The 13,023-nt window shown below is 51.9% G+C and carries 10 protein-coding genes and 1 pseudogene; 8 read left to right on the forward strand and 3 right to left on the reverse strand.

The genetic code is table 11. From position 1 onward, the window contains the following. The first annotated feature begins 415 nt into the window (after window positions 1-415). Genes NSCA4_RS0107295 through NSCA4_RS0107305 form a run of 3 tightly spaced genes read left to right on the forward strand, consistent with a single transcriptional unit; the run spans window position 416 to window position 3,828 of the window. On the forward strand, window positions 416-1,978 hold the full coding sequence (locus tag NSCA4_RS0107295; protein ID WP_016687520.1) for a BCCT family transporter: 1,563 nt from the start codon (window positions 416-418) through the stop codon (window positions 1,976-1,978). Window positions 1,979-1,981: 3 nt separating this feature from the next. Then, window positions 1,982-2,110, forward strand: coding sequence for a hypothetical protein (locus NSCA4_RS16035; protein ID WP_016687521.1), 129 nt, complete (start codon window positions 1,982-1,984; stop codon window positions 2,108-2,110). Between the two features lie 50 nt (window positions 2,111-2,160). Beyond that, window positions 2,161-3,828, forward strand: coding sequence for a choline/carnitine O-acyltransferase (locus tag NSCA4_RS0107305; protein WP_016687522.1), 1,668 nt, complete (start codon window positions 2,161-2,163; stop codon window positions 3,826-3,828). A 205-nt stretch (window positions 3,829-4,033) separates the two neighbouring features. On the opposite strand, the gene NSCA4_RS0107310 is transcribed toward NSCA4_RS0107305, so the two are convergent. Further along, window positions 4,034-4,660, reverse strand: coding sequence for an NAD(P)H-hydrate epimerase (locus NSCA4_RS0107310; protein WP_016687523.1), 627 nt, complete (start codon window positions 4,658-4,660; stop codon window positions 4,034-4,036). 318 nt (window positions 4,661-4,978) lie between these two features. Here NSCA4_RS0107310 and NSCA4_RS0107315 point away from each other — a divergent pair, with 318 nt between their 5' ends. From NSCA4_RS0107315 to NSCA4_RS12970, 4 genes are all read left to right on the forward strand, one after another. Next, on the forward strand, window positions 4,979-5,245 hold the full coding sequence (locus tag NSCA4_RS0107315; protein WP_016687524.1) for a FeoA family protein: 267 nt from the start codon (window positions 4,979-4,981) through the stop codon (window positions 5,243-5,245). Window positions 5,246-5,418: 173 nt separating this feature from the next. Next, complete coding sequence (gene feoB / locus NSCA4_RS0107320) at window positions 5,419-7,281, forward strand: ferrous iron transporter B (RefSeq protein WP_003742385.1); 1,863 nt, start codon at window positions 5,419-5,421, stop codon at window positions 7,279-7,281. Next, window positions 7,281-7,409: a FeoB-associated Cys-rich membrane protein gene (locus NSCA4_RS13950; RefSeq protein ID WP_003683546.1), complete on the forward strand. Its 129-nt coding sequence runs from the start codon at window positions 7,281-7,283 to the stop codon at window positions 7,407-7,409. The genes feoB and NSCA4_RS13950 overlap by 1 nt, the downstream gene beginning before the upstream one ends. Before the next feature lie 116 nt (window positions 7,410-7,525). Then, on the forward strand, window positions 7,526-10,456 hold the full coding sequence (locus tag NSCA4_RS12970) for a class I SAM-dependent DNA methyltransferase (protein WP_050901025.1): 2,931 nt from the start codon (window positions 7,526-7,528) through the stop codon (window positions 10,454-10,456). Window positions 10,457-10,486: 30 nt separating this feature from the next. Here the strand turns inward: NSCA4_RS12970 and NSCA4_RS16350 are convergent. Further along, window positions 10,487-10,679, reverse strand: a pseudogene (locus NSCA4_RS16350) (hypothetical protein); the annotation flags it as partial. Between the two features lie 90 nt (window positions 10,680-10,769). Continuing rightward, window positions 10,770-12,146 carry a UDP-N-acetylmuramate:L-alanyl-gamma-D-glutamyl-meso-diaminopimelate ligase gene (mpl, locus tag NSCA4_RS0107335; RefSeq protein ID WP_016687526.1) on the reverse strand — a complete coding sequence of 459 codons (1,377 nt, stop codon included), beginning with the start codon at window positions 12,144-12,146 and terminating at the stop codon, window positions 10,770-10,772. 134 nt (window positions 12,147-12,280) lie between these two features. Here mpl and NSCA4_RS0107340 point away from each other — a divergent pair, with 134 nt between their 5' ends. Beyond that, window positions 12,281-12,994: an O-methyltransferase gene (locus tag NSCA4_RS0107340; RefSeq protein WP_016687527.1), complete on the forward strand. Its 714-nt coding sequence runs from the start codon at window positions 12,281-12,283 to the stop codon at window positions 12,992-12,994. Window positions 12,995-13,023 lie beyond the last annotated feature (29 nt).

Genomic DNA, 13,023 nt, shown 5'->3' on the forward strand with positions numbered 1-13,023 from the left:
GGCAAGGCAACGCCGTACTGGTTTAAAGTTAATCCACTATAAGTACCAAAATTCGGTCAATGCCTGTTGATTTCACCTGCATAAGGACTTAAAGCATACGCAGGTTTTACCGAACAATGAACTTTCCGGGCGCATCGAACTCTTCCATACTACTGAACTTTATTCGTCAGCATTGCAAATTTATTAGACAGACCATAGGCATTAATTACCTTATAGCAGAGTAATTGCGCAAACTCACCGAACATTAATACAAGTCAAACATACTAAATAATAATGATTAATCCCTGCCGGAAACCTTTGTTTTTCTAGGTTTCCATTATAGAATCCCCCCAAAAAAAATTACTTAATCTTGCATTACACACTCTACTCGCTTTTTTAGATTTAAAAAATGTTAACCAACTAAAAAGGCTTGCGTATGTCCGCGAAAGAAGAAATTCAACCCAAGCGTCCTAAATACTTTTTATGGACTGCTCCAATAGTAGGCGCCTTAGCTACCATAGCCGTTGTCAAACCTACCTTATTTACCAACACGATTACCGATGTCAGTAAATTCTTCTATATGAAGTTTGACTGGCTGATTATGTGGCTGCCTCTATTGGCATTTACCGTGTGTATGGTCGTTGCTTTGTCCCCCCGCTTCGGCAATATCAGGTTGGGCGGAAAAGATGCCAAATCCGAATATTCGTTTTTCTCGTGGATGAACATGCTGTTTACCGCTGGTATCGGCGTGGGTATCGTGTTCTTTGGCCCGATTGAGGCGCTGTGGCACTATTATCATTCGCCCATCGGTGTGCAGGCTGCGAATTTGCCTGAATACCAAAAAGTGGAAAATGCGATGAGCCTTGCGCTGCATGTATGGGGCATTCCGGCATGGTCGCTTTATACCGTCGGCGGTCTGGTGTTGGCGTACTTTATGTATCAACATAAAACGGAATGTACACCCTCTGCTCCGCTGGAATATGCGTTCAAACATAAAAAATGGGCGAAACCATTGGGCATTGCGATTACAGGCATAGCGATTATTTCGATTGCCATGTCGGTTTCATCTTCCATTGCCATGGCTTCTACCCAAATTTCTTCCGGTCTGAAAATCATCACCGGAATAAACTTCAGCACGATAGGCTGGCAAACCGTCGTTCTGATCATTATCGCTTCCCTTTATACTTTGGGCGCTGTGTTGCCGATTGAAAAAGGGATGAAATGGCTGGGCGATTTGACCGTGGTTTTGTCTTTGCTCATGCTGGTCTTTGTCTTCTTGGTCGGCCCGACCCACTACTTTCTCAGTAATTTTGTTGTGTCTATCGGCAATATCCTCACTCAAACCGTTCACCACTCTTTCGAGCTTTATTTGTTCCATAACCGCGATTGGCTGGTATGGTATCCGATGGCTTACTGGGTATGGTGGATTACTTGGACACCGTTTGTGGGCGTGTTCCTCGCCAAAATTTCCAAAGGCCGCACTTTGCGCGAATTCGTGCTGGCTTCGATTATGGTACCGGTCGGCTTCTTGGTAATCTGGTTCTCCGTATTCTCGGGTTTCAGCCTGCTCGATACCGTAGAAGGTAGCGGACGCTTGGCGGAAATTGCCAATAAAGGCGACTACGAAGGCACATTCTATTACCTGCTCAATATGCTGCCTCTGTCTTTCGCAACCAAACCGCTGACTGTGGTTCTGTTCCTCGGCTTCGTGGTAACTACTGTAACCAGTTCCGCCATTTCTCTGGGTATTATGACCAGCAACGACGGACGCCGTGAAAACAAAACCCGCGCAGTTGTCTGGGCTATTTTGATGTCGCTTATCGGCTACGCCGTGATTGTTACCGGCAAGATGGAAGGTATTAAAGCAGTCGGCTCATTCTCCGGCTTCCCGTTTGTATTCATTATGTACTTATGGTTTGCCGCACTTTGGCGCCAGCTCAAACGCGACGTACCCCGCGTATCGCCTGTCGTCCAAGAACCAGTAAAAAACAAGGAGTAAACCGTGGAAAAACAAATTATGTATTTGAATCAAAGCGTTCAAGACAACATTATCGAAACTGTATTGATGGTTTTGGTTCTCGCCTTTTTAGGCTATGTCATCAAACTGGCCTTCATTGAAAAAGACGATTAAACACTTACAGGCAGGCATTGCCGCCTGCCCCTAATAAATAGGAGAACACGATGTCCCAAACACCCCGCCTCCCTGTACCTGATTTGACCGAAACCTGCGAACGCTATTTGAAAATAGTGCGTCCGCTGTTGAGTAATGAAGCTTTTGAAAAAACCGCAGCGACTACCCGCAATTTCGAATCGCGCAAAGGCAAAGAATTGCAAGCTGCGTTGCAGCAATTTGCAGCAGAAGTCGAAACCAGCTGGTTGATCGACGCCTGGCTCGACAGCTATTTGCGCGTACGCACTCCGCTGCCTCTGGCCAGCAACGTAGGTTTCAATATCCAAACTCAAGGTAAGGATTTGGCGGAGTGGGCATCAGCATTGGCTGCGGTATGCGCTGATTATCACCATCAGCGCATTCCCGTGCCGCAAACCCCGCAAGGTACGCCCGTATGCATGGAGCAATGGAAAATTTTGCAAGGTGCCGCGCGCGTGCCGCAAAAAGAAGTCGACGGCTTCCGCTTCTCACCCAACGGCAGCCGCCACATCGGCGTGTTGCACAACGGTTTCTACTACCGCATTGCCGCGCTCGACGAACAATTTGAAGCCTACCATCCCGATGCGTTCAGACAGGCATTTGAAGAAATCCTTTCCGATACCCATCAAAACAAATATCCGGTAGCCGTCCCCTGCTACTTGGGCGGCAACGAAACCGCCCGCGTATACCAAGCCCTGCAACAGCATGACGACAACACCCGCCTGCTGGAACACATCGAACAAGACCTGTTCCACATCAGCATCAGCAGCGAAGACCTCGATGCCGACAGCGATTTGGCGAAAACCACGTTCCAACCCAAGCAAAACGTTTGGTGCTACAAACCCACCACCTATTGCTACAACACCAACACCAAGCGCCTGTATCTGCATTGCGAACACACTTGGGCAGACGGCGGTGCGCTCAAAGGCATCGTTACCCTTGCCGCAGCCAAACTGGCTGCACGCGGCGGCAAGAAAACCCGCCCTGCCGTCCACCGCTTCGAATGGCAGCTGGATGCCGACTTGCTGAAAAACTGGGCACAATGGCAGCAAAACTATGCCAAACAGGCTGACCAGATGCACGTAACCAGCGTTACCATACCGTTCAACGGCTTAACCATTCCCCAAGGCATAAGCCAGGATGCGTTGATGCAGTTCCTCCTGCAATACGCCCAACTCACCACCTACGGCACCGTCCGCAACACATACGAAGCCGTTGACGTGAGCCACTTCAAAAACGGCCGCACCGAATGCGTGCGCCCCGTTTCCAACGAATCTCTGGTTTTCGTCAGCACCTTATTGCAGGAAAAACCGTCCCGCGAAGCACTGGAAGCCGCGCTTGCCGAACACAAAGCCCGCATCAAAGCCAGCAAACTCGGTCAAGGCGCCAACCGCCACCTGCTCGGTTTGAAACTGATGGCAGCCAAAACCAACAGCCACCCCGTATTTTTCAAAGATGAAGGCTACGAGACCTTTACTACCGACTTCCTCTCCACATCAACCGTAGGCGACAACAGCGCGGTAGTAAACTTCGCCTTTGCCCCCACCTCGGTTGGCGGCTTGGGCATCAACTACACCATTACGCCCGAAGGCTGGCTCTATACGGTAAGCCACACCAAAAACCAACAACAGAAAGTCAACGTATTTTTGGAAGCACTGAAAGTCGGCGGACAACATCTGCTCGAATTTCTCAACGCTTGACGAAATACCTGTCTGAAAGCCTGCTTTCTTTTCAGACAGGTTTCCAGTCAAAACAGGATTTCCGGCCGGCATGGGCGCAAAGAAAGATGCGGCCGTACCCGCCTTGCCCAATCTCAAAAACAACGTCGTCTGAAAACAGGCATGGCAGATTTTGCTAAAGCCGTATTTTCAGACGACGTTTTTATCTAAACCACCCAAAAGAGGGCTACTCTATCCCAATATCCAAACACACGGTCTCTCCGCAATATGCTTTGCCTGCGTCGATCATATGCGCGGGTTTGTAGGCGGCGAAGGTGTAGGTCAGGTCCGCGCGGAAGGTATCTTTGTCTGCTTCGCCTGTGTCGCAGTTCAGCCCGGTCGGGATGTCCAGCGCGATTTTAAAACCGTCGGCTTGATTCAGCAGGCGGCAGACGGCGGCGGCCGTTTCGGGCAATGCGCCACTGAAGCCTGTTCCGAAAATGCCTTCGATAACGAGACCGTAACCTGTTTTCAGACGACCTTCCAGTTCGTCGGATCGGATAAAGCTGACGCCGTCCGAATGATTCAAACGCTCGCGGTTCAACTGCGCCAGCGGCGACAGTTTGTCTCCCAAGACAAAAACGACATCTACCTGCCAATCATGCCCCGACAACACGCGCGCGATGACCAAACCGTCGCCGCCGTTGTTGCCCTTGCCGCAAACGATTAACGCACATCCCGCTTTGGGAAAACGGCGCAGCAAATCAGCCGCGGCGGCTTGTCCCGCGTTTTCCATCAGTTGCTCGAAAGTCGTGCCTTTATCGACTGCCATTTGTTCGTGTTCACGCATTTCTGCAGCGGTGTAGATTTTCATTATTCACTCCTTCGGTCTTCACTTTTCTATAAGACATCCAAACGAAAACCTTATCAATAGCCCTTCCTGACTTTCACAACGAATCATTCGCTTTCTTTGATTTGTCGCAATATGTCGTCTGAAAATCAGGAATTTGGTGGCTTTGGATTTGATTTTTATGTTAACAAGATTTATTATCAAAATAAAACAAAGTGATAAACAATCAAAACTACTTCTTTTGCGGGGACGGGCGTTGGAACATGCCTCGGCCTACCCTGTGTCAAATTCGTCTTTACTTGCCGTCTCTTTTTTCAATCGACAACGAAAGTAAAACACACTATGTCTGCCATACCTTTGTCAAAACTCAGTAAAGGCGCAGTCGCGCACATCGACTCCATCGTCCCCAATTCGACTTTCGGCGAACTCGACCCGCTGGTTACACGCCGCCTTGCTGACTTGGGCTTTTCAAGCGGAATGCCGTTGCAGGTGATTGCCGTCGGCGGATTCGGACGCGGCCCGTTTGCCGTACGTTTGGGCAACCAGTCGCAATTCTCGTTACGGCAGGAAGAGGCGGGAAAAATTATGTGCCATGTGATTAACGGCTGACTTACACCGTACCCACAAGCAGGCTTCATGTTCTGAAAATGCGGCAAAGGCGGATTGAATCTGACCGCCCTATCCTTTTCAGACGACCTAGGTCGTCTGAAAGCGCCGTTTCAAAGCCTTTTCCCCAATCCAACGCCAAACTCATCACACAATCAAACAAGGAGAATAAATAAATGGAACTAAGCTATTTTGCCTTGATTGGCGCGCCAAACTGCGGCAAAACCGTTTTGTTCAACGGTTTGACCGGCGCACATGCCAAGGTTGCCAATTATCCGGGCGTAACGGTCGATAAGCGCGAGGGCGCCTTACTTGACGACAAGGCCGTTCGCATTATCGACCTGCCGGGCACATACAGCCTGCGCACGACCAGCCCCGACGAAGCGGTGGCGAAAGATGTCGCCGTAGGCAAGCTGGGCATTCCGCCCGACGCCATCATTGCCGTTGCCGACGCGACCAACCTGCGTATGACCCTGCGCATGATTTTGGAACTGAAAACGCTGGGACTGCCTATGGTGGTGTCGCTGAACATGAGCGACGTTGCCCGCAGAAGGGGCTTGAATATTGATGCGGCCAAACTGAGCGAGTTGTTGGATGCACCTGTTTTGGAAACAGTTGCCGTGAGCGCGTCGGGCGTACAGGCCGTGCGCGAAGCCGTGGCGAAGCTGCCGCGCAAACGCTCTTTCCCCGCCAACCCCGCTTCTGCCGAACGCACGCTCGAGGCGCTGGAGAGCGACAAACTTTATCAAGAAGTCGAATCGATTTTGGCACAGGTGGTGCGCACGGAAATGACGCTGCCCGCATGGCACAAAAAACTCGACGACATCGTGCTGCACCCCGTCTGGGGCATAATTATGCTGCTGTTTATCCTGTTTATGGTGTTCCAAGCGGTTTACACTTGGGCGGCACCGATTATGGAAGCCATCGAAGGCGGCTTTGCCGCGCTGGGCGAATGGATAGGCACCAACATGGAGCCGGGCATCCTCAGCGACTTGCTCGTCAACGGCGTCATTGCCGGTTTGGGCAGCGTGTTGGTGTTCGTGCCGCAGATTACGATTTTGTTCGCCTTCATCCTGCTTTTGGAAGACTCAGGCTACCTGCCGCGTGCGGCGTTCCTGCTGGATAACGTGATGGCGAAAAGCGGCCTGTCCGGACGCTCATTCATCCCGCTCCTGTCGAGTTTCGCCTGTGCCGTTCCCGCCGTTATGTCGGCGCGTACGATTAATGACCCGCGCGAACGCCTCGTTACCATCGCCGTCGCCCCGCTGCTGACCTGCTCCGCGCGGCTGCCCGTTTACGCGCTGATTATCGCCGCCGTCATTCCTAATCGCACCGTAGGCGGGATTTTCAACCTGCAAGGACTGACGCTGTTCATCCTCTATCTCGTAGGCATCCTGTCTGCCGCCTTGGCAGCGTATATCATGAAACGCTTGGCGCGTATGAAAGGCAACGTGCAGCAATTCCCGCTCTTGATGGAGCTGCCGACTTTCCGCACGCCCAACTTCAAACACATCATGACCAGCCTGTGGGACAGGGTAAAAGCCTTCCTCAAACGCGCCGGTACGATTATCTTCGCCCTTGCCGTAGTTTTGTGGGGCTTGGTAAGCTGGCCGCAACCGCCCGCAGGTGCAACAGGCGCGGCAATCGACTACAGCTTGGCGGGTATGCTCGGCCACGCTATCCAACCATTGTTCGCCCCGCTGGGCTTCACTTGGGAAATGTGTATCGCCATGATTCCGGGCATTGCCGCGCGTGAAGTCGTCGTTGCCGCACTGGGTACGGTCTATGCCGTCAGCGCGTCGTCTGAAGACGCCGTACAAAACGCGCTGATTCCGATTGTGCACAACAACTGGGGTTTGCCAACCGCCTTCGCCTTCCTGGCTTGGTATGTGTACGCCCCCATGTGTGCCGCGACATTGGCTGTGATTAAACGCGAAACCAAATCCACAAAAAATATGGTGATGATTACCGGCTATTTGTTCCTGATGGCTTACTTCGCCGCATTTGTGGTTTACCAAATTACTTCAAGGATAATGTGATGACTCAATATATTATCGTCGGCTTGATTATGCTCGCCTGCGTATTCTTCCTCTTGCGAAAATTCGTATTCAAACCGAAAAAACGCGATTGCAGCAGCGGCTGCGGCAAATGCGGCGGTTGCGGTTAAAAATGGACAGCTAGGAAGAAAAAAGGTCGTCTGAAATGGTTTCAGACGACCTTTTTAACGCAAACCGTTATAATGACGCCCCATCCGTTTCCACAATACATTCATTGCATAAAGTCATGAAAACCTTGCTCCAACTCCAAACCGCCGCACAAAATTTCGCCGACCACTACAAAAACCAAACCGACGAACGCCGTGAAAAAGACACCTTTTGGAATGAATTTTTTGCAATTTTCGGCATAGACCGCAAAAACGTCGCCCACTTCGAATATGCCGTTAAAGACCCGAGCAACAACACCCAATTTGTCGATGTCTTTTGGGAAGGCATCTTCCTGGCAGAACACAAATCCGCCAACAAAAACCTGGCAAAAGCCAAAGAACAGGCGGAGCGTTATTTGCAGGAAATCGAGCGCACCAAGCCGTCTGCCTTACCTGAATATTACGCCGTCAGCGATTTTGCCCATTTTCACCTTTATCGTCGCGAGCCTGAAGAAGGCGCAGAAAACCAATGGCAATTCCCGCTGGAAGCATTGCCCGAATACATCACGCGCGGCGTTTTCGACTTCATGTTCGGCATCGAAGCCAAAGTCCGCCAAATTCAAGAAGAAGCCAACATTCAAGCGGCGGCGGCCATCGGCAGGCTACACGATGCTTTGCAGGAAGAAGGCATTTACGAAGAACACGAACTCAGGCTCTTCATCACGCGCCTGCTTTTCCTCTTTTTTGCCGACGACAGCGCCGTTTTCCAGCGCAACTACCTTTTCCAAGACTTTTTAGAAGGCTGCAAAGAAGCCGACACGCTCGGCGACAAGCTCAACCAACTCTTTGAATTCCTCAACACACCCGACCAAAAGCGCAGCAAAACCCAAAGCGAAAAATTTAAAAGTTTCGAATACGTCAACGGCGGCCTTTTCAAAGAACGCCTGCGCACTTTCGACTTCACCGCCAAGCAGCACCGCGCCTTAATCGACTGCGGCAATTTCGACTGGCGCAACATCAGTCCCGAAATCTTCGGCACGCTCTTCCAATCCGTCATGGACGCGCAAGAGCGGCGCGAAGCGGGCGCACACTACACCGAAGCCGCCAATATCGACAAAGTCATCAACGGCCTCTTCTTAGAAAACCTGCGCGCCGAATTTGAAGCCGTCAAAGCCCTCAAACGCGACAAAGCCAAAAAACTCGCCGCCTTCTACCAAAAAATCCAAAACCTGCAATTCCTCGACCCGGCCTGCGGCTGCGGCAACTTCCTGATCGTTGCCTACGACCGCATCCGCGCCCTTGAAGACGACATCATCGCCGAAGCGCTCAAAGACAAAGCAGGCGGCTTATTCGACAGCCCGTCCGTCCAATGTCGTCTGAAACAGTTTCACGGCATCGAAATTGACGAATTCGCCGTCCTTATCGCCCGTACCGCCATGTGGCTCAAAAACCACCAATGCAACATCCGCACGCAAATCCGCTTCGACGGCGAAGTCGCCTGCCATACGCTGCCGCTCGAAGATGCCGCCGAAATCATCCACGCCAACAGTCTCCGCACACCTTGGCAGGCGGCGGACTACATCTTCGGCAATCCGCCCTTTATCGGCTCGACCTATCAAACCAAAGAGCAGAAAAACGACCTCGAAAGCATCTGCGGCAATATCAAAGGCTACGGCCTGTTGGATTACGTCTGCAACTGGTATGTCAAAGCCGCCGGCATCATGGCGCAGAATCCCCGCGTCCGTACGGCATTCGTCTCCACCAATTCCATCTGCCAAGGCCAGCAGGTCGAAATCCTTTGGGGCAGCCTTTTGAACCAAGGCATCGAAATCAACTTTGCCCACCGTACCTTCCAATGGACGAGCCAAGCCGCAGGCAAAGCCGCCGTCCATTGCATCATCGTCGGCTTCAGCCGCAAACCGCAGACGTCGTCTGAAAACGGCGGCGCAAACGCTTCGGAAAATTCCGCCCTGCCCAAATATCTCTACGACTATCCCGACATCAAAGGCGAACCCGTAAAAAACGCCGCAGCCAACATTAATCCTTATCTGATCGATTCGCCCGATCTGATTATTGCCAAGCGCAGCCGTCCCATACATTGCGAACCTGACATGGTCAACGGAAGCAAACCGACCGAAGGCGGTAACCTTATCCTTTCAACCGCCGAAAAAGAAGCCCTGATTGCTGCCGAACCCTTGGCAAAACAATACATCCGCCCCTTTATCGGTGCGGATGAGTTCCTCAACGGCAAAACCCGTTGGTGCCTGTGGTTTCAAGGCATATCCGATGTCAAACGCAACCATGCCCTGAAACAGATGCCCAAAGTTCAAGCCCGTATTCAGGCAGTCAAAACCATGCGCGAAGACAGCAGCGACAACCAAACTCAAAAAGATGCAGCAACCCCGTGGCTTTTTCAAAAAATCCGTCAGCCTTCAGACGGCAATTTTCTGATTATTCCAAGTGTGTCTTCTGAAAGCCGCCGTTTCATCCCCATCGGTTATCTGTCATATGAAACAGTTGTCAGCAATCTGGCATTTATCCTTCCAAACGCCACCCTCTACCACTTCGGCATCCTCAGCTCCACCATGCACAATGCCTTTATGCGTACCGTTGCAGGCCGTCTGAAAAGCGATTATCGCTATTCCAATACCGTCGTGTACAACAACTTTCCCTTCCCAGAAAACTGTCGTAAACCAGACGATGGCGAAACCGCCTGTCAGGAAACCACGGGCAAAAAAGGCAAAAAGCCGAGGTCGTCTGAAAACAGCCCCCTACGCGCCGCCATCGAATCTGCCGCCCAAGCCATCCTCGACATTCGCGAGAAATACCGCGCCGATGCGCTTGCTGACAATCTTCCTCCACCTACGCTTGCCGAACTCTATTCGCCCGACGCAGGCTATCCCGACCTCGTCAAAGCCCACGCCGCCCTCGACAAAGCCGTCGATAAAGCCTACGGCTACAAAAAAGGTAAAAACACCGACGACGAGGCAGAACGTGTCGCCTTCCTGTTTGACCTGTACCGAAAAGCAATAGAAAGCGAAAACACCAAGCCGACCAAAAAAACCAAATAAAGGCAAACGGCAAACCCCGCTTGGTTTACAGCCAAACCCGCCCCGCCGGAAATATAGTGGATTAAATTTAAACCAGTACGGCGTTGCCTCGCCTTAGCTCAAAGAGAACGATTCTCTAAGGTGCTGGAGCACCAAGTGAATCGGTTCCGTACTATTTGTACTGTCTGCGGCTTCGTCGCCTTGTCCTGATTTTTGTTAATCCACTATATCGGGTCTGCCCCATCCCATACCATTCCTTCACAACAAAAAGGTCGTCTGAAAACCAAACTCCGGTTTTCAGACGACCTCAATCATTCCAAACTTTCAACCGACCTTATTTCAAGGCTTCCAGCAGCTTCCCGTGTATTCCGCCGAAACCGCCGTTGCTCATCACCAAAATATGATCGCCTGCTTCGGCATGTTTCACGATTTCGGCAACGAAGGCATCAAAGTCTTGTCCGACGTGCAGCTTGTTAGCCAAAGGCTCAAGGGCTTCGGCAACGTTCCAGTCCACGCCGCCGGCATAGCAGAACACTTGGTCGGCACCTTTGAGGCTTTCGGGCAGGGCGGCTTTCATGGTGCCGAGTTTCATGGTGTTGGAACGCGGCTCGAGGACGGCGAGGATTCGGGCGTTTCCGACGCGCTGGCGCAGACCTTCGATGGTGGTTTCGATGGCGGTCGGATGGTGGGCGAAGTCGTCGTAAACGGTGATGCCGTTTACCGTACCTTTAATTTCCATGCGGCGTTTGACGTTTTTAAACGCGCTCAAGGCCTCGCAGGCGGTCTGAATATCGACTCCGGCATGACGCGCGGCGGCGATGACGGCGAGCGCGTTCATGCGGTTGTGTCCGCCCATCAAATCCCATGCGACGTGTCCGGCTTTTTTGCCGTCAAGCAACACGTCGAACGAACCGTCGGCATTGACTTCGCCGACCTGCCAGCCGTGTTCGGTGCCGAATTTTTCTACCGGCGTCCAGCAGCCTTTGTCCAAAGTATCTTGCAGGCTTTGCTGCTGTCCGTTGCAGACGATTAGGCCTTCGGACGGCACGGTGCGCACGAGGTGGTGGAACTGGGTCTGTATCGCGCCCAAGTCGGCGAAGATGTCGGCGTGGTCGAATTCCAGATTGTTCAACACAGCGGTACGCGGGCGGTAATGCACAAATTTGGAGCGTTTGTCGAAAAAGGCGGTGTCGTATTCGTCGGCTTCGATAACAAAAAACGGCGATTTGCTGTTCGGGTCTTGACGCGGCGTTTGCGGCAGGCGGGCGGAGACACTGAAGTTTTCCGGTACGCCGCCGATGAGGAAGCCCGGCGCGAGTCCGGCATATTCCAAGACCCATGCGAGCATGGACGCGGTGGTCGTTTTGCCGTGCGTCCCCGCCACACCGAGTACCCAATGATGGTGCAGCACGTTTTCCGACAGCCATTGCGGGCCGGAAATATAAGGCAGGCCGCGGTTCAAAATCGCTTCAACCACATCCATCCCGCGCTTGGCGACATTACCGATCACGTAAACGTCGGCTTTAAATTCGTCCAACTGCGCGGCATCGAAGCCTTCGTGTACGTCTATGCCCAAGGCTTCGAGCTGGGTGCTCATCGGCGGATACATCTTCGCATCGCAACCGCTGACTTTAAACCCCGCTTCTTTGGCAATGGCGGCCACCCCGCCCATAAACGTGCCGCCGATACCGATAATGTGGATGTGTTTCATGATAAGACCGTCTTTTGAATGAAATAATGGGAAAGCCGCCATTATAGCGGAGTTTGGATGCAGGGGTCGTCTGAAAAGCGAAGCTGTGGCAAGATGTAAAATATAAAGGATTTGAGCTGTAAAGGAGAATCTACATGCCCAAGCTGACACCCCAAATGTTCGCTTTTCTGCAAGCGCCTCAAACGGAAACCGTATTGCTGCGGCTCTACGCCCAAGCCTTAAAGCAAAACAGGCAGATGTTTTTCCACTTTCTGCCCAAGATTTTCAAGCTATTGGGCAAAGGGTTGGATTGGTCGGGGGAAAACGAAAGTTTTTACGAAGACAAATACATTCCCATCGCACCGCAACAAGGCAAGTTTTTGTATATGCAGGCTTTGGCATCGGGTGCAAAAAACATCGTCGAATTCGGGACTTCCTACGGCATTTCGACGCTGTATCTTGCCGCAGCCGCCAGAGTCAACGGAGGGCGCGTCATCACTTGCGAATATCTGCCGCACAAAGCCGCAGCGGCGAGAAGACATTTCCAAGAAGCCGGTTTGGCAGACTATATCGAGCTTCGCGAAGGCGATGCGCTGGAAACCTTAAAAGACTTAGCCATCCGCCCTGATTTCATCTTGCTCGACGGCTGGCCGGATTTGGTATTCCCCGTATTCAAGCTGCTGGAGCCCAATCTTGCCGACCGCGCGGTCATCACCGTGGACGATGTGGAAGGCTTCTCACCTGCCATGCAGGATTATCTCGATTACGTCCGCCATCCTGAAAACGGTTATATTTCATCCACACTGAAACCTTACAAAGCGTTGGAATATACGGTCAAAACAGGCAACCACACCGAAAAGGTCGTCTGAAAACCGGTTTCACCAAGATGAAACCGCCT

The organism is Neisseria sicca 4320 (assembly GCF_000193735.1).
GTDB lineage: Bacteria > Pseudomonadota > Gammaproteobacteria > Burkholderiales > Neisseriaceae > Neisseria > Neisseria sicca_E.